At 68.2% G+C, this 15,045-nt stretch carries 17 protein-coding genes; 9 read left to right on the forward strand and 8 right to left on the reverse strand.

The genetic code is table 11. The features are described from left to right. Positions 1 to 51 precede the first annotated feature (51 nt). The 3 genes from AC1DGE_RS08100 (at position 52) to AC1DGE_RS08110 (ending at position 1,355) form a co-directional block, all read left to right on the forward strand. Complete coding sequence (locus AC1DGE_RS08100) at positions 52 to 330, forward strand: HPr family phosphocarrier protein (protein ID WP_138767728.1); 279 nt, start codon at positions 52 to 54, stop codon at positions 328 to 330. Positions 331 to 534: 204 nt separating this feature from the next. Next, positions 535 to 1,065, forward strand: a complete 531-nt coding sequence (locus AC1DGE_RS08105; protein ID WP_476908893.1) for an SRPBCC family protein — start codon at positions 535 to 537, stop codon at positions 1,063 to 1,065. Positions 1,066 to 1,067: 2 nt separating this feature from the next. Further along, positions 1,068 to 1,355, forward strand: a complete 288-nt coding sequence (locus tag AC1DGE_RS08110; RefSeq protein WP_476892977.1) for a DUF7218 family protein — start codon at positions 1,068 to 1,070, stop codon at positions 1,353 to 1,355. 43 nt (positions 1,356 to 1,398) lie between these two features. Here AC1DGE_RS08110 and ku read toward each other — a convergent pair whose 3' ends face one another. Then, complete coding sequence (gene ku / locus AC1DGE_RS08115) at positions 1,399 to 2,484, reverse strand: non-homologous end joining protein Ku (protein ID WP_476908892.1); 1,086 nt, start codon at positions 2,482 to 2,484, stop codon at positions 1,399 to 1,401. Positions 2,485 to 2,524: 40 nt separating this feature from the next. On the opposite strand from ku, the gene AC1DGE_RS08120 reads away from it, so the two are divergent. Next, positions 2,525 to 5,050 (forward strand): ATP-dependent DNA ligase, encoded by a 2,526-nt coding sequence (locus AC1DGE_RS08120; protein ID WP_441418086.1) that lies wholly within the window; start codon positions 2,525 to 2,527, stop codon positions 5,048 to 5,050. A 29-nt stretch (positions 5,051 to 5,079) separates the two neighbouring features. On the opposite strand, the gene AC1DGE_RS08125 is transcribed toward AC1DGE_RS08120, so the two are convergent. Then, positions 5,080 to 5,337, reverse strand: a complete 258-nt coding sequence (locus AC1DGE_RS08125; protein ID WP_441418087.1) for a hypothetical protein — start codon at positions 5,335 to 5,337, stop codon at positions 5,080 to 5,082. Between the two features lie 72 nt (positions 5,338 to 5,409). Beyond that, entirely contained in the window at positions 5,410 to 5,655 is a 246-nt protein-coding gene (locus tag AC1DGE_RS08130) for a hypothetical protein (protein WP_441418088.1), read from the reverse strand. Between the two features lie 363 nt (positions 5,656 to 6,018). Here AC1DGE_RS08130 and AC1DGE_RS08135 point away from each other — a divergent pair, with 363 nt between their 5' ends. Both AC1DGE_RS08135 and AC1DGE_RS08140 read left to right on the forward strand, forming a co-directional pair. After that, positions 6,019 to 7,608 (forward strand): MFS transporter, encoded by a 1,590-nt coding sequence (locus tag AC1DGE_RS08135; protein ID WP_441418089.1) that lies wholly within the window; start codon positions 6,019 to 6,021, stop codon positions 7,606 to 7,608. Between the two features lie 152 nt (positions 7,609 to 7,760). Beyond that, a complete protein-coding gene (locus tag AC1DGE_RS08140) occupies positions 7,761 to 8,828 on the forward strand; it encodes an FUSC family protein (protein WP_476917261.1) in 1,068 nt (355 codons plus the stop codon). 11 nt (positions 8,829 to 8,839) lie between these two features. On the opposite strand, the gene AC1DGE_RS08145 is transcribed toward AC1DGE_RS08140, so the two are convergent. The 5 genes from AC1DGE_RS08145 to AC1DGE_RS08165 all read right to left on the reverse strand — a co-directional run bounded on the left by AC1DGE_RS08145 (position 8,840) and on the right by AC1DGE_RS08165 (position 12,604). Then, positions 8,840 to 9,628 carry an SDR family NAD(P)-dependent oxidoreductase gene (locus AC1DGE_RS08145; RefSeq protein WP_476917262.1) on the reverse strand — a complete coding sequence of 263 codons (789 nt, stop codon included), beginning with the start codon at positions 9,626 to 9,628 and terminating at the stop codon, positions 8,840 to 8,842. Positions 9,629 to 9,660: 32 nt separating this feature from the next. Continuing rightward, positions 9,661 to 10,470 carry a hypothetical protein gene (locus AC1DGE_RS08150; protein ID WP_476917263.1) on the reverse strand — a complete coding sequence of 270 codons (810 nt, stop codon included), beginning with the start codon at positions 10,468 to 10,470 and terminating at the stop codon, positions 9,661 to 9,663. Positions 10,471 to 10,553: 83 nt separating this feature from the next. Continuing rightward, positions 10,554 to 10,898 (reverse strand): GNAT family N-acetyltransferase, encoded by a 345-nt coding sequence (locus AC1DGE_RS08155; protein ID WP_441418093.1) that lies wholly within the window; start codon positions 10,896 to 10,898, stop codon positions 10,554 to 10,556. Continuing rightward, positions 10,895 to 12,226: an acyltransferase family protein gene (locus AC1DGE_RS08160; protein WP_441418094.1), complete on the reverse strand. Its 1,332-nt coding sequence runs from the start codon at positions 12,224 to 12,226 to the stop codon at positions 10,895 to 10,897. The genes AC1DGE_RS08155 and AC1DGE_RS08160 overlap by 4 nt, the downstream gene beginning before the upstream one ends. Positions 12,227 to 12,346: 120 nt before the next feature. Continuing rightward, on the reverse strand, positions 12,347 to 12,604 hold the full coding sequence (locus AC1DGE_RS08165; RefSeq protein ID WP_138767747.1) for a metal-sensitive transcriptional regulator: 258 nt from the start codon (positions 12,602 to 12,604) through the stop codon (positions 12,347 to 12,349). A gap of 201 nt (positions 12,605 to 12,805) precedes the next feature. Here AC1DGE_RS08165 and AC1DGE_RS08170 point away from each other — a divergent pair, with 201 nt between their 5' ends. From AC1DGE_RS08170 to AC1DGE_RS08180, 3 genes are all read left to right on the forward strand, one after another. Continuing rightward, a complete protein-coding gene (locus AC1DGE_RS08170; RefSeq protein WP_441418180.1) occupies positions 12,806 to 13,627 on the forward strand; it encodes an SGNH/GDSL hydrolase family protein in 822 nt (273 codons plus the stop codon). A gap of 89 nt (positions 13,628 to 13,716) precedes the next feature. After that, positions 13,717 to 13,926, forward strand: coding sequence for a dodecin (locus AC1DGE_RS08175; RefSeq protein WP_175322466.1), 210 nt, complete (start codon positions 13,717 to 13,719; stop codon positions 13,924 to 13,926). Positions 13,927 to 13,944: 18 nt separating this feature from the next. Continuing rightward, positions 13,945 to 14,916: an aldo/keto reductase gene (locus tag AC1DGE_RS08180; RefSeq protein WP_476917264.1), complete on the forward strand. Its 972-nt coding sequence runs from the start codon at positions 13,945 to 13,947 to the stop codon at positions 14,914 to 14,916. Positions 14,917 to 15,045 lie beyond the last annotated feature (129 nt).

Below are 15,045 nucleotides of genomic sequence, written 5' to 3' on the forward strand. Positions count from 1 at the left end.
ACCACAGACCTTCCCAAGCTGATAATCCAAAGCTGAATCCAAGGAGCAGAAATGACCGAACGTAACGCCACCATTGCCAGCCGCGTAGGGCTGCATGCCCGCCCGGCCGCCATCTTTGCCGAGGCTGCAGGCGAGTTCGATCTCGAAATCACCATCGCCCGGCTCGGCGAACCGGAGGACGAGGCCATGGACGCCGCCAGCATCCTGTCCCTGATGAGCCTGGGCGCATCGCACGGCGAGGTTGTGGTGTTGCGTGCCGAGGGCGACGGCGCCGACGCCGCCCTGGACCGCCTCGTCCAGATCCTCGAGACGGACCACGACGCCGAATAGCGCCAGCAGCGCGGACGGCGGCCCCGCCCCACCCCCCGGGTGGTGCCGGGCCGCCGTCGTTTCCGGGCGCGCCCGCGCCGGAAACGCTTCATAAGGGGCCTTAGTAGATGCTTGTTTTCCCCGGCGGGCGTCGATAGCTTGGGAATCGTGGTTGCCGCCCCGGGCAGCCGCCAGGACCAGTTCCCGGCCTCAAGGAGACGAACCATGGCAAGCGTGCAAGAGAGCATTGACGTCGACGTCCCCGTGTCGACCGCATACAACCAGTGGACCCAGTTCGAGACCTTCCCGGAATTCATGAAGGGCGTCGAGGCGGTGGAGCAGATCGACGAGACCTCGCTCCAGTTCCGGACCGACATCGCCGGGGTGCGGCGCGACTACCTCGCCCAGATCACCGAGCAGACCCCGGACCGCAGGATCGCCTGGGTCAGCCAGGACAAACCGCGCAATGCGGGCACCGTCACCTTTGAATCCCTCGGCGCCGAGCGCGCCCGCGTCAGCGTCGAACTTGAGTGGGAGCCCGAGGGCGTGGTGGAGAAGACCGGCTCCGCGCTGGGTGCGGACAGCCGCCAGGTCAGCGCCGACCTGGGCCGTTTCAAGGAGTTCATCGAGTCCCGCGGCATCGAGACCGGCGAATGGCGCTCCTCCGTGGACCGCGGCGAGGTCGACGACGTCGTCCCCGCCGATGCTGTTGTCCCGGCCGATCCGGCCGATCCTGCCGACGGCGGGCCGCGGTAGCCATGCCTGCGAAAAAAGGTGCGCCGCAGGGTTCCGAGAGCCCCAGCATCAAGGACCCGGAACTTTATGAAGCGCTGTTGGAGGACGGCGCCTCGAAGCAGAAGGCAGCCCGAGTCTCCAACGCGGCGGCCAAGCGGGGCAGGTCATCGGTGGGCCGCAAGGGCGGCAAGTCCGGCGACTATGAGGACTGGACCGTCCCGCAGTTGAGGGAAAAGGCCAAGGAGATCGGCCTGAAGGGCTATTCAGCGAAGAAGAAGAGCGAACTGATCTCCGCTCTGCGGAATTCCTGAGCCGATGACGCCACAAGCGCGGGGGGCGAACCCGGACGCGGGCTCAGGCGCCCTTGCGCGCAGCCCCCTTCGCGGCGGAAGTTTTAGACGCTGTGGTTTTAGACGCTGTGGTCTTGGACGCTGTGGTCTTGGACGCTGTGGTCTTGGCGGCGGCCGCCCTGGAGGCGGTTCTGGAGGCGGTCCCCGTCCCGCCGGCACCGCCGGAGGCGGCCTTTGCAGTGGACTTGGCCGCGGCCTTCGGAGCCGTCTTGGACCCGGGCTTCCCGGCCGGCGCAGCTTTCGCCTTGCTGCCGGCCGCCGCTCCGGCGGTTGCGCCGTCGTCGTCGCCACCGCCCGCGGCCGCTCCGCGCTTTCGCTCGATGCTGCGCTTCAGCGCGTCCATCAGGTCGATCACCTCACCGGTTCCGGCTTCCGCCGCCGGAGCACCGAAGGTCTCCTCCGTGTCCAGCGACTCGCCCTGTTCGATCTTCGCGTCGATCAGCTGCCGCAGTTGGAGCTGATAGTCGTCCGTGAACTGCTCCGGCTCGAAGTCGGCCGCCATCGAGTCCACCAGGGCCGCGGACATTTCCCGTTCCTGAGCCGAGATCCGGACGCTCGTCTCGAGCGCGGGGAAGCTCGCCTCGCGCACCTCGTCCGCCCACAGCAGCCCCTGCAGCACCAGCACGTCGCCGCGGATCCGCAGCGCCCCCAGCCGGGTCTTTTCCCGCAGTGCGAACTGGACGATCGCCACCCGGTCGGTGTCCTCCAGGGCCCGGCGCAGCAGCACGTAGGCCTTGGGCGACTTCGCGTCCGGTTCCAGGTAGTAGCTCTTCTCGAACATCATCGGGTCCAGCTGCTCGGCGGGCACGAACTGCACCACCTCGATCTCGTGGCTGTTCTCCGCGGGGATCGACTTGAGCTCCTCACGGCTGAGGATCACCGTCCGGCCCTCGTCCTCGTAGGCCTTGTCAATGTCCTCGTAGTCGATGATCTTGCTGCAGATCTCGCACCGGCGCTGGTAACGGATCCGGCCGCCGTCGGCGTTGTGGACCTGATGCAGGCTGATGTCGTGGTCCTCGGTCGCGCTGTAGACCTTGACCGGCACGTTGACCAGCCCGAACGCTATTGCGCCTTTCCAGATGGCTCTCATGGCTCAAGTGAACACCAGAGCCGCACGGAGGTGAAGTGTTTTGGCTGACAGCAAGGAACGCGTCCGGGTCGACGGCCGGGAACTGGTGCTGACCAATCTGGACAAGGTGATGTACCCGGAGACCGGGACCACCAAGGCCGATGTGCTCGCCTACTACGCCGCGGTGGCGTCTGTGCTGATCCCGGCAGCGGCGAACCGACCGGCCACCCGGAAGCGCTGGGTCCACGGCGTCGGGACCGCGGAGGCGCCCGGCGAGATGTTCTTCCAGAAGAACCTGGACCACTCCACGCCGGGCTGGGTGCCGCGCGCGTCCATCACGCACAAGGAGCGGACCATCCAGTACCCACTGGTCAACGATCCGGCCACGCTCACCTGGCTGGCCCAGATTGCGGCGCTGGAGATCCACGTGCCGCAGTGGCGGGTGGATTCGCACGGCAACGCCCTGCCCCCGGATCGGCTGGTGCTGGACCTGGATCCCGGGGACGGTGCAGGACTCGCCGAATGCGTGGAAGTCGCCAAACTGGCGCGCAGCATCCTGCAGGACGTGGGCCTGGAGCCCGTGCCCGTGACCAGCGGCAGCAAAGGCATCCACCTCTACGCCGCGCTGGACGGCTCGCAGAGCTCGGACCAGGTCTCGGAGTTTGCCCACGAACTGGCCCGGGCACTGGAGGCCGACCACCCGGATTTGGCGGTCAGCGACATGAAGAAGACCCTGCGCACCGGCAAGGTGCTGGTGGACTGGAGCCAGAACAGCGCCGCGAAGACCACCATCGTGCCCTACTCGCTCCGGGGCAGGCTCCGTCCCACTGTTGCGGCGCCGCGAACCTGGCGGGAGCTCGACGCGCCTTCGCTGCACCAGCTCGACTACCTGGAGGTGATGAAGCGGGTGAAGGCGGGCAAGGACCCGTTCGCGGTCATCTCCGGGGCCGGGCACGCCGGTGCTCCACACGGCGCGCCGGCGGCCGGCGCCGGGGGCACGCCCGGATCCGACGGCCCAACCGCCGGCGACGGCGGCGACACCGACCCCCGGCTGGAGACCTACCGCACCAAGCGGGACGCGGCCGCCACGCCGGAGCCGTTCACGGCCCAACAGCACCGCAGCAGGACCGACGGCGGCACGCTCCGGGAGAGTTTCGTGATCCAGGAACACCACGCCAGCCGGCTGCATTTCGACTTCCGCCTCGAGCGCGACGGCGTGCTGGTGTCCTGGGCGCTGCCCAAGGGTGTGCCAACCACCAAGGCCAAAAACCACCTCGCCGTCCAGACCGAGGACCACCCGATGGACTACGCGGACTTTGAGGGGACCATCCCCAAGGGCCAGTACGGGGCGGGCACGGTCAGCATCTGGGACCGCGGGCACTACGAGTGCGAAAAATGGATCGCGGGCAAGGAAGTCATCGCCACCCTCACCGGCCAGGAGGGCGGGGGGCTGGGCGGCACCCGGAGGTTCGCGCTGATCCACACCGGCCAGGCCAACGATCAATGGCTCATCCACCTGATGGACACGCCCGATGCCGGTCACGGCAACCAACCCGCCGCGGAGCGGCCCCTGCCGGCGACTGAAGACCGCCCGGCTGACTTGACCCCCGCCCCGGACCCGGCGGAGCTCTCGCCGATGCTGGCCAGCGCGGGAACCCCTGCCGACCTGGCCGACAAGGACTGGCAGTTCGAGCTGAAATGGGACGGCATCCGGGCCCTGGTCCTGGGCGACGCTCAACGGATCCGGCTGATCAGCCGCAACGGCAACGACATGTCATCCAGCTACCCGGAGCTGACGGACCGCTCCTGCTGGCCGCCGCAGGAGTTCGCCGCCGACGGCGAGATCATCGCCGTCGGACCGGCCGGCAAGCCCGATTTCGGGCTTCTGCAGGGGCGGATGAAACTGAGCAAGGCCGCCGACGTGGCGAAGGCGCAGGCCTCCACCCCGGTGCGCCTGATGCTCTTCGACCTGCTCACCGAGGGCGGCGAGGACCTCCGGCGGCGCCCCCTCCGGGAGCGGCGGAACCGCCTCGAAACCTTCTTCCGGGACGGCGCCCGGGACGGCGCCTGCCCGGTGGAACTCTCCGAGGTGATCGACGCCGAAGTGGGGCACATCCTGGAAAGCGCGGAGGAGCTGGGGCTGGAGGGCGTGATGGCCAAGCGCACCGGCGGACGCTACGTCGGGCAGCGGAGCCGGTCCTGGCTCAAGCTCAAGTTCGAGAAGACCCAGGAAGTGGTGGTGGGCGGCTGGCGGCCCGGAAACGGCGGGCGCCGCGACTCGGTCGGTTCACTGCTGCTGGGCATCCCGGACGGGGCGAAACTGCGCTACGTGGGCCGGGTGGGCAGCGGGTTCAGCAGCCGCGAACTCCGGGAACTGCGTCAGCAGCTCGATGCCATCCCACGCAAGACCTCGCCCTTCGCCGAGGTCCCGGCGGAAGATGCCTCCGACGCCCGGTGGGTGTCCGCCAGGCTGGTCGGCGAGGTCACCTTCGGCGACTGGACCGGAGGGGGCAAGCTCCGCCACCCGGTCTGGCGCGGCTGGCGCCTGGACAAGACACCGGCCGATGTCGTCGTCGAACATAAGTGAGGGCCCGCCGTGGCGGGCCCTCATGGTTCTTAGTCGTGATGGGGGATCTGCGGCCGGCTTTGCCGGTGGATGGCCGCGTCTGCCACTTGCTGTCCCTGTTGCCCGCGGACCACGTCCCGGTCCTTGGGGTGGCGGTGCTTCCCGCTGCCGTCCGGCCACTCATGGCCGTCGGCGGGCGAGGGCGGTTCCGGTCGCTTGCTCTCCGGCCCGGGAACCTCGTCCATGGACTCCGCAAGGTGACTCGCAACCTCAGGCTCGATCTCTTCGTTCGAGTGATGATCCGCCATGGCTCTTCCTTTCTGCGATGAAATGAAGCGTCCCCCAATCGTAGGTCGGCGCCGGTGAGATGTCTCTAGGTCCTACCAGCGGACTTTCTTCTGCGCGGGGCCCTGCTTGCCGCTGGCGTGGGTGGGCTTGTGGCTGCGGCCGACGCTCTGCAGGCCGGCGCCGCCGCGGGATTTGCTGGCAAGCATTTCCTTCTGGGCATCCGTGAGGCGGGACTTAACGCCCTGCTCGGGTTTTGGCGCGGCCTGGGGTTCCTCGCGGCCGCGTTCTTCCGCGCCCGGGGCCCCGGGCTCTTCGTGCTTGCCGGATTTGTCAGTCATGGAAGGCGCTCCTCGGCTCGGCGTGTGTTGGCACTGGCGGTGGCTCCACCATAGGCAGTTTCCGCGCGTCTTGAACAGAGCCGGGGACGGCCCGCTGCCGGCCGGAACGGGGGCGGAAAGGGGCCCAAACGGGCCGGCTTGGAAAAAACTTCCCCAAAAATTCCGGAATGTGGCTTCTTCCTAGGAACGGCGCGGCGAAACCGCACCCCGGATCGGGGCAGATGGCACCGCATTGGCACCGGAATCGGCTGATCATACGCCACCGGAATCGGAAATGCCATGGAAATCCCGTAAAATTGAAAGCCTGCCCGGAGCGGGGCAGCTACAAGTCGCAAGCAAATGATCTCCCTAGGAGCTTTCCAAATGCCCACAGACCGAAGCACGACCGACTCTTCAGCAGGCGTTATTCACGCCGGCGGAACCAACCAAGGCGCACCCCGGGGCGCCAAGAAACCACGGCTTCGTCGCCGTCGACTCCGCGAGTCCGACGTCAACGTCGTCGACCAGCCGATGCTTAAGAAGGCGCTAGGCGGCACCATCGTGGGTAACACCATGGAATGGTACGACGTCGGCGTGTTCGGCTACCTGATCACCACCATGGGACCGGTGTTCCTGCCGGAGGCGGACAAGTCCGTCCAGACCCTCTTCCTGCTCGGCACCTTCGCCGCCACCTTCATCGCCCGCCCCCTCGGCGGCGTCGTGTTCGGCTGGCTTGGCGACAAGATCGGCCGGCAGAAGGTCCTCGCCGCGACCCTCATGATCATGGCGGCCAGCACCTTCGCCGTCGGCCTCCTGCCCGGCTACGCCCAGATTGGCATCTGGGCCGCAGTCCTGCTGGTCCTGTTCAAGGTCATCCAGGGCTTCTCCACCGGCGGCGAGTACGCCGGTGCCACGACCTTCGTGAGCGAATACGCCCCGGACAAACGGCGCGGCTTCTTCGCCAGCTTCCTGGACATGGGCAGCTACCTCGGCTTCGCCGCCGGCGCCGCGCTCGTTTCCGTGCTGCAGCTGACCCTCGGCCAGGACACCATGGAGCAGTGGGGCTGGCGTATTCCGTTCCTGCTGGCCGGTCCGCTGGGCCTGATCGCTGTTTACTTCCGGAGCAAGATCGAGGAATCCCCCCAGTTCCAGGCCACCCTGGATGCCCAGGAGAACCTCGCCAAGGACGCCACCGCCGCTGACACGTCTGCGTCCAAGGGACCGGTGGGCATTGTGAAGGCCTACTGGCGCTCCATCATCGTCGCAATGATCCTGGTAGCCGCAGCCAACACCGCCGGCTACGCCCTGACGTCGTACATGCCGACCTATCTGACCGAGTCCAAGGGCTACGACGAGGTGCACGGCACCCTGTTGACCATCCCTGTGCTGGTCATCATGAGCCTGTGCATCCCGCTGACCGGCAAGCTCTCCGACCGGATCGGCCGCCGCCCCGTGCTGTGGATCGGTGCCATCAGCACCGTCGTCCTGGCCACCCCGGCATTCCTGCTGATCGGCGTCGGTGAGATCTGGTCCACGTTGGCCGGCCTCGCCCTGATCGCCTTCCCGGTGACGTTCTACGTGGCCAACCTGGCGTCGGCCCTGCCGGCCCAGTTCCCGACGGCCAGCCGCTATGGCGCCATGGGCATCGCGTACAACTTCTCGGTGGCCATCTTCGGCGGAACCACCCCGTTCATCGTCGCCGCCCTGATCAACGCCACCGGCAACGACATGATGCCGGCTTACTACCTGATGGCCACTTCGGCGATCGGCGCCGTGGCGATCTACTTCCTCAAGGAATCCGCCCAGATGCCGCTGCCGGGCTCCATGCCGAGCGTGGACACCCAGGCCGAGGCCCGGGAACTGGTCGCGACGCAGGATGAGAACCCGCTGATCGACCTTGAGCACATGGATATGCCGCTCACCTCGGCCGAAGCAGCCGACGGGGACGCCGGGAAGGTTCCCGCCCGCGCCTAGTCCAGGCCCGCCGGTCCGGACCGCGTAGCCCAGCGCCCCGCCCGTAGAGGCCTGTCCCGCACGCTTTTCCATTGGGGGAAGCGCGCGGGGCAGGCCTCTGGCGCGTCCCCAGCCCCCCCCCCCACACCCACCCGCAACCCCAGGAGGTCCGCGTGCAGTCCCTGTTGCGGCATGTCCGTGTTTTGCACCGGCTTGGCCCGGCGAACCGAGACAGCGTCTCCGCGCTGCGCGTCGCCGTCGGTGTGGCGGTCCCTTCGCTGGCGCTGCTCGCCGCCGGGCGCCCGGACCTCATCATCTACGCCGTGTTCGGCGCCCTCACCGGGATGTACGGCCGCTCCGAACCCCACCAGCTCAGGCTCAAGCACCAGCTTCAGGCGGCCTTCGTCCTGGTCGGCGGCCTGGGCGTCGGCGTGGCGCTCTCGGTGAACCACCTCCATTCGTGGACTCTCGTGGCCGTGGAAGCGACCCTAGCGGCCGCCGGATCACTCTTCGCGGACAAGGTCGGGCTCACGCCCAACGGCCCGTTCTTTGGCATCCTGGCGCTGGGTGCCTGCGCCTCCATTCCCACCGCGGTGCCGTGGCAACTCGCCCTGCTGATCGGTGCGGCGTCCGCCGCCTTCTCCATGGCGGTCGGATTCGGCGGCTGGGTCCGCGGCCGGGCCTGGGAGCGCGGCGCCGCCCGCGTTGTGCCGCCGCTGCGCGGGATCCGCCGTCGGGCCGCCTGGATCCACGCGGCCCGGTACCTGGCCGCGGTAGCAGCCGCCGGCAGCGTCGGGGTGCTCAGCGGCAGCGCGCACCCGCACTGGGCCATGGCCGCCGCGGCGGTACCCCTGGCGGGCGCGGACCTGCCCAGCAGCGTCTACCGCGGGCTGCACCGGATCGTCGGCACCCTGCTGGGCCTGGTCGTGGTGGCCGTGGTGCTGTTTCCGTGGGCGGGCTCGCCGCTGCGGCTCTTCCCCGGCCACGAGACCGCCGTCCTGGCGGTGCTGGTGATCGTCCTGCAATTCACCACCGAGCTCTTCATGGCACGGCACTACGGGCTCGCGATGGTGTCATTCACGCCCGTCATCCTGCTGATGACACAACTGGCGTTCCCCGCCGATCCCCGGTTCCTCGTGGCCGAACGGGCGGTGGAGACCCTGATCGGCGCGTGCACCGGCATCGCCGTCGTGGTTCTGATCCGGCGCCGGCGGCCGCTGGCCGCGACGTCGGACGCGTAGCCCGGCTGCCTCTACTTCGCGCGCCGCGGCGGCCCCGCGACGAGCCGCGCGGGCAGCACGCGCGCCGCTGCCGTGAGGAGTTTGTAGCGTTTGCTCGGGATCGAGACGGCCTTGCCCTTTTCGTTGTCGGCAAGGCCTTCGCGGACAACCTGTTCGGCCTGCAGCCACATCCAGCCCGGGGTCACCGCTTTGTCCATGCCCATCCGGTCGTGGAATTCAGTGTGCGTGAAGCCTGGGCAGACGGCTGTCACCTTTACCCCGCGCCCGGCATAGGCGAGGTTGGCCCAGCGGCTGAAGCTGAGCAGCCATGCCTTCGCGGCGGAATAGGTTTCCCGCGGCAGGAAGGCCGCCACGCTCGCCACGTTGATCACCCGGCCCGAACGGCGTTGCAGCATGCCCTGCAGCGCGGCGTGCGTCAGTTCCATCGCCGTTTCGACGTGCAGCTTGAGGTGCCGTTTTTCGTCCGCAATGTCATTGTCCGCGAAGGAGTGAAGCAGGCCGATCCCCGCGTTGTTGACCAGGATCTCGACCGGGCGCGCCGGATCGCTCAGGCGTTCGACGACGGCGGCCACTCCGCCGTCGTCCGCCAGGTCAGCCGCCAGCACCTCCGCCCGGACGCCGTAATTGTTTTCCAGCTCCGCCGCTCGGGCCAGGAGCCGCGCCTCATCGCGTGCCACCAGGACCACGTTGTGTCCCTGCTGGGCCAGCTGGCGGGCGAACTCGGCCCCGAGGCCGGCTGTTGCACCGGTGATCAGGGCGGTGAGGGCCGGGGCCGATGGGCCGTGAGCGGTTGTGTTCATAGCCACAGCCTAGCGCCGCCGCGTTCTGGGCCTCAGGCCAGGGCCGGCCCCGGGGCGAGTTCGCCTTCGGCCGGGCCGTCCGGAGCGCTATCCAAGGCGGCGCCTACCGGCCCAGCAACGTCCAGCGCAACCCCGTCCAGCTCAGCCTCGTCCATGGCGCGGTAGCGCTGTTGCAGCTCTTCGGCGGCGAGCTCGTACCAGGTGTGGGCGCCGAAGGAGGGGCTGGGGGTGTCCAGGTGGCGGTACAGGGCGTCGGCCAGCTGACCCAGGGCCGCGTCGGAGAGCGCCTGCACGGTGGCGGCCGGATCCAGTGTCCCCTCGAAGTAATCGGAGAGCTCAAGGCCGTCGATGAGGTCAGGGCCGGGCGCAGCGGCGGTGCCCGCATCGTCCGGCGTGGGTCCCTCGACGTCGAGGTCGGCGACCTCGCCAAGGAGCTGGCCGGTGACGGCCCCGGTGATCTCGCCGTCCAGCCCGGCCAGGACCTCGCCGTCGGAACCGACGTGAACCAGGCAAATGGGCAGCTCGGCCGGTTCCTGCAGGAGAAGCCGGAAGCCCTCGCTACCGCCTGCCGCAAGGCCGACGGCGGCAGCCACGGGCTCCTGGGGCGCCGCGGGGGCCCGGTTTGCGGCGAGTTGCCGGAGGTAGAGCAGGATCTCCGGGTCGAGGTGGGAGGCGCCGTGCAGATCGATGCTGACGTCCGAGCCGGAGGCCAGTCGGCTGGCTCGCCGCATGATGTGCAGCAGGGCGGGGTAGTTTGCCTGGGTCAGGCAACCGGTGACTTCCAGAGTCACGTGTCCGGGATCGACATCAACACGGACAAGCACACGCAGTTTGTGGTTCACGGGGTTCTCCAAATGACACGTCCTTGAGCCAACTGCATAACTCAAGCTAAACCATACGAAATTGTCGCCCCGCTCACAAGCGGTTACGCCCCGGCTGGCGCCTGATCCGGCCAGTCAATGCACTGGTTGTAGGCGTCATGCTTGCGCAGGTAGCGGTAGATGTAGGGGCAGTGCGGGATGATCCGCTTCCCGGAAGCCACCACGTCGTCCAGGGCGAAGTGCGCGAGCACCCCGGCGAGCCCCTGGCCCTTGAATTGCTCGGCTGTCTCGGTGTGGATGAAGTCCACATGGCCCGGCCTGTCGATGTAGCGCACCTGGACCGCGAGCTTGCCGCCAACATGCAGCTCATAGCGGTGCAGGTCATCATTGCGGGTGGTGGAGACGTCCGGGCTGAACGTGTCTTCAGTTTCTGCCGAGTTCTCCGTCATGGTTCGAGATTGGCACGTAATGGCGGGTGTGGCAATGGCCGTCCGGATCCACCGGAATCACTGGCTTCGGCGTTACGGGTCGGAACGCGGCCCAGCAGCAGCACGGCGAGCGCGAAGCAGGCCGCACCGCCGCCGAGCAGCCCTACCGTGAGCCCGTTCAGTGCCGCGTCGGCCACCGGGATGAATACGACGACGGCGGCCGTCACCACGGCAGCCGCAGGCCGCGCGCGGGAGCTGCCCGGCGCCGTCGGCTGCTCCTCCAGCCGCCCAAACAGCGCCAGCACGGGCAGCAGCAGGGCGACGACGCCTAACAGCACCAGCGGCCGGGTCCACCACCACGCCGCGGTCCCCCCGGTCGGCTGCGGAAAATCGGTGAGCAGCAGCAGCCCGGACATCGCTGCCAGCAGCGGCAGGTGCCACAGGTAGACGGTCATGGACCGCCGTCCCACCCGGGCCAGGACCCCGCGGACCGGCCCGAGGCCGGCCAGCCGGGCGAGGAGAGGCCGGAGAAGCTGCAGCCCGGCGGCCTGGGAGACGGCAAGCAGGAACAGGGTCAGGTTGGGCGGGTTGAGGTTGACCAGCATGTTCCCGGAGTACAGCCGGAGCACCACCAGGGCGCCGAGCGTCAGGTTGCTCGCCGCCACGATGCCGAGCAGTCCCGAAGGCGTCAGGCCCTGCAGTTTCCCGTCGGCCAGGATGAAGCCAAGCTGCTGCACAGCGCACCAGAGGAAGACCATGTTGGCGTAGGCCAGTTGAGGCAGCGCGCCGCGGAGGCAGTCCACGGCCACCACCAGGCAGAGGAGGGCGGCGAGGGTCAGCCACGGTGCGCGGGCATGGAGTGCGGCCAGCCAGGGCAGATTCAGCTGCGCCGCGAGGTAGGCGGCCAGGAACCACAGCGGCATGCCCGCGCCGGCGGCCAGCAGTTGGATCACCTGCGGGTCCACGCCGCTGAGCCGTGCGGCCCACAGGCCGGTGAACATGACCGACAGCAGCACGGCGGCCGGGCGGATCAGCCGCAGGAGCCTGCCCTGGACGAATTCGAAGGCGCTGCCGCCCTGGGACCGCAGGCGACGCCAGGAATACAGTCCGGTGACGCCGCCGGCGACGAAGAACAGGGGCATCACCTGGAGCACCCAGACCACGGGTTCGAACCAGTGCTGGTTCCCCAGGGTGTTGTCGGAGCTCACGGTGCCGTCCGGATGCAGGACCGGGCTGACCATCATCGTGTGGGCAATAACCACCAGCGCGAGGCAGAAGAACCGGGCCAGGTCGATGACCAGGTCTCGCTCCGGCACGGCTGGTGCCGGGCCGCCTGCGGGCTGCTGCATGGCGCTCCTTACCGTCGCGGCACGGGCAACCGGCCGCTTTTCCTCCATTGTCGGCCCAGCCGGAGGGAACGCAAGAGGCCAGGACCATCAGCTGGTCCTGGCCTCCGGTGATGGATGCGCTCAGGCGAGCGAGAGGAAAAGCTTCTCCAGTTCGGCACGGTCCAGGCTCGGGTCCTCCTGCTGCATGCACTGCTGCAGACCGGTGGCAATGATGGAGAATCCGGCCTTGTCCAGGGCACTGGAGACGGCGGCAAGCTGCGTGACGACGCTCTTGCAGTCCCGCCCCTCTTCGATCATGCGAGTGACCGCCGCGAGCTGGCCCTGGGCGCGGCGCAGGCGGTTAATAACGGACTTCATGTCGGTGGGATCGAGTTCCATGGGTGCCTCCCGGAGTAGACGGATTACATTCCATGATATACCCCCCTTGGTATTTCACATACCCCTAGTGGTATAAGCGTCCCCTGGCCGAGCCTAAACCGCGGCGAAATCCTCTCCGGTAGGGACGTAAGTACCTACCGGACGGGGGCTCACGGGCGTATTTCTGGGGGTGTGAACGCGGCCAGCTTCGGTGATCCGGTAATGGCCCGCAAAGGCGCCACCGGCGCCGGTCCGGGCCCCTGGAAACGCTACGTCGCCCTGGGAGATTCGTTCACAGCCGGCCTGGGCGATCCCGAGCCCCTCAGCCCCGGCGGAATGAGGGGCTGGGCGGACCGGATCGCGGAGGAATTCAGTGCCGCACGCGGGGATTTTTCCTACGCCAACCTGGCCGTCAGCGGCCTTGTGCTGCAGCAGATCGTGGACCAGCAGCTCGGCCCGGCGATCGCCCTGAAACCGGACCTCGTCACGCTGTCCGCGGGTGGCAATGACCTGGTCTTCCACCGGCGCGATCCCGACCGGCTCGCGGTAAGCCTCGATGCAGCGGTCGCGGCCCTCTCCGCCGCGGGGGCAACCGTCGTGCTCTTCACCGGGCCGGACTGGGGCGACACCCCGGTCTTCGGCCACATCCGCGGCAAGGTGGCCGTCTTCAACGAGAACATCCGGACCATCGCCGCCCGCCATCACGGCGTCATCGCGGACTTGTGGGCCTTGCGGCAACTGAGCGACCCCAGGATGTGGGATCCGGACCGGCTGCATTTTTCCCCGCTCGGACACCACACGATCGCCGGCATGGTGCTGGACACCCTGCAGGTCACGCACAGCCTGCAGCCGCTGCAGCCCAAGCCGCTGCCCGCCGGCAACTGGCGGGAGACCCGGGCCGGCGACCTGGCCTGGGCCACGCATTACCTGCTGCCCTGGATGATGCGGCGCGTCCGGCCGCGCGACGGAAGCGCCCCTCCCGCCCCCAAGCGGCCCGAACCGGGTCCGGTCTTCGGATCGCCGACCAACGCGGCGCACCCCTAGTACGGCCGGGCTGTGTCGGCTAATCTGCAGGGACGGCCTCCGGCCAACGGCCGGGGACAGCAGACCGATGACGATCCCGAGGAGCGAAGTTGTCTAATCACACCTACAGCATTTCTGAAATTGTCGGGACCTCGAATGAAGGCGTGGACGCCGCCGTGCGCAACGGCATCTCCGAGGCTGCAAAAACCCTGCGGAATCTGGACTGGTTCGAAGTCAAGGAAATCCGCGGACACCTCGAAAACGGCCAGGTTGCCGACTGGCAGGTGACCATCAAGCTCGGGTTCCGCCTGGAGCGCTGACGTCCGGGAGGGCGGCGCATGGAGTACACCCAGCTGGGCCGTTCCGGCCTGAAAGTCTCCCGCCTCTGCCTGGGCACCATGAACTTCGGGCCGCAGACCGAGGAATCGGACGCCCACGCGATCATGGATTCCGCGATGGACGCCGGGATCAATTTCTTTGACACGGCCAACGTCTACGGCGGCTCCACGCACCGCGGCTGGACCGAGGAGATTTTAGGCCGCTGGTTCGCCAAAGGCGGCGAGCGCCGGGAACGGACGGTGCTCGCCACTAAGGTCTACGGCACAATGGCTGACCGGCCTAACGAGTCCCGGCTCTCCGCGCTGCATATCCGCCACGCCCTCGACGCAAGCCTCCGGCGCCTCCGGACGGATTACATCGACCTGTACCAGTTTCACCACGTGGACCGGAACACGCCGTGGGACGAAATCTGGCAAGCAGTTGACGTCGCCGTGCAGCAGGGAAAGATCCTCTACTCGGGCAGCAGCAACTTCGCGGGCTGGCACCTGGCCCGGGCGCAGGAAGCGGCCTCCCGCCGGCATTCGAACGGCCTGGTCAGCGAGCAGTCCATCTACAACCTGCTGACCCGCAACGCCGAACTCGAGGTAATTCCGGCCGCCCAGCACTATGGCCTGGGGATCCTGCCGTGGTCTCCACTGCATGGAGGCCTGCTCGGCGGAGTTCTCAAGCAGGAGCACGAGGGTGTCCGCCGGTGTGAAGGCCGCTCGCTTGAGGCCCTGAAGAAGCACCGGAACCAGATCCGCCGGTACGAGGACCTCGCGGACGAACTCGGGCACGAGCCGGGGGAACTGGCGCTGGCCTGGCTGCTGCACCAGCCGGCTGTCACGGCGCCGGTCGTCGGCCCGCGCACCCGGGAGCAGCTCGGCGCCGCCCTGCGCTCCCTTTTGGTGCAGCTCGACGTCGAGGCCCTGGGGCGCCTCGACGCGATCTTCCCCGGCCACCGGACCGCCCCGGAGGACTACGCGTGGTGAGGACTGCGGCGGCCGGCGGCGCGCTTGGGACGGGCGTTTTTGACCGCCCGACACTCCCGAAATTCCCTGTGAATACAAGGGTTTCCCAAACTTTTCCGGGTGTCGAGTGGCGTTTTGATAGTAAGCATG

The sequence above is a fragment of the Arthrobacter sp. 05N425 genome (genome assembly GCF_056397125.1).

Bases quoted from the DNA above. Each gene is read 5' to 3' on its own strand.
- AC1DGE_RS08100 (WP_138767728.1), top strand. From the start codon at position 52: ATGACCGAACGTAACGCCACCATTGCCAGCCGCGTAGGGCTGCATGCC.
- AC1DGE_RS08105 (WP_476908893.1), top strand. From the start codon at position 535: ATGGCAAGCGTGCAAGAGAGCATTGACGTCGACGTCCCCGTGTCGACC.
- AC1DGE_RS08110 (WP_476892977.1), top strand. From the start codon at position 1,068: ATGCCTGCGAAAAAAGGTGCGCCGCAGGGTTCCGAGAGCCCCAGCATC.
- ku (WP_476908892.1), bottom strand. From the start codon at position 2,484: ATGAGAGCCATCTGGAAAGGCGCAATAGCGTTCGGGCTGGTCAACGTG.
- AC1DGE_RS08125 (WP_441418087.1), bottom strand. From the start codon at position 5,337: ATGGCGGATCATCACTCGAACGAAGAGATCGAGCCTGAGGTTGCGAGT.
- AC1DGE_RS08130 (WP_441418088.1), bottom strand. From the start codon at position 5,655: ATGACTGACAAATCCGGCAAGCACGAAGAGCCCGGGGCCCCGGGCGCG.
- AC1DGE_RS08135 (WP_441418089.1), top strand. From the start codon at position 6,019: ATGCCCACAGACCGAAGCACGACCGACTCTTCAGCAGGCGTTATTCAC.
- AC1DGE_RS08145 (WP_476917262.1), bottom strand. From the start codon at position 9,628: ATGAACACAACCGCTCACGGCCCATCGGCCCCGGCCCTCACCGCCCTG.
- AC1DGE_RS08155 (WP_441418093.1), bottom strand. From the start codon at position 10,898: ATGACGGAGAACTCGGCAGAAACTGAAGACACGTTCAGCCCGGACGTC.
- AC1DGE_RS08160 (WP_441418094.1), bottom strand. From the start codon at position 12,226: ATGCAGCAGCCCGCAGGCGGCCCGGCACCAGCCGTGCCGGAGCGAGAC.
- AC1DGE_RS08165 (WP_138767747.1), bottom strand. From the start codon at position 12,604: ATGGAACTCGATCCCACCGACATGAAGTCCGTTATTAACCGCCTGCGC.
- AC1DGE_RS08170 (WP_441418180.1), top strand. From the start codon at position 12,806: ATGGCCCGCAAAGGCGCCACCGGCGCCGGTCCGGGCCCCTGGAAACGC.
- AC1DGE_RS08180 (WP_476917264.1), top strand. From the start codon at position 13,945: ATGGAGTACACCCAGCTGGGCCGTTCCGGCCTGAAAGTCTCCCGCCTC.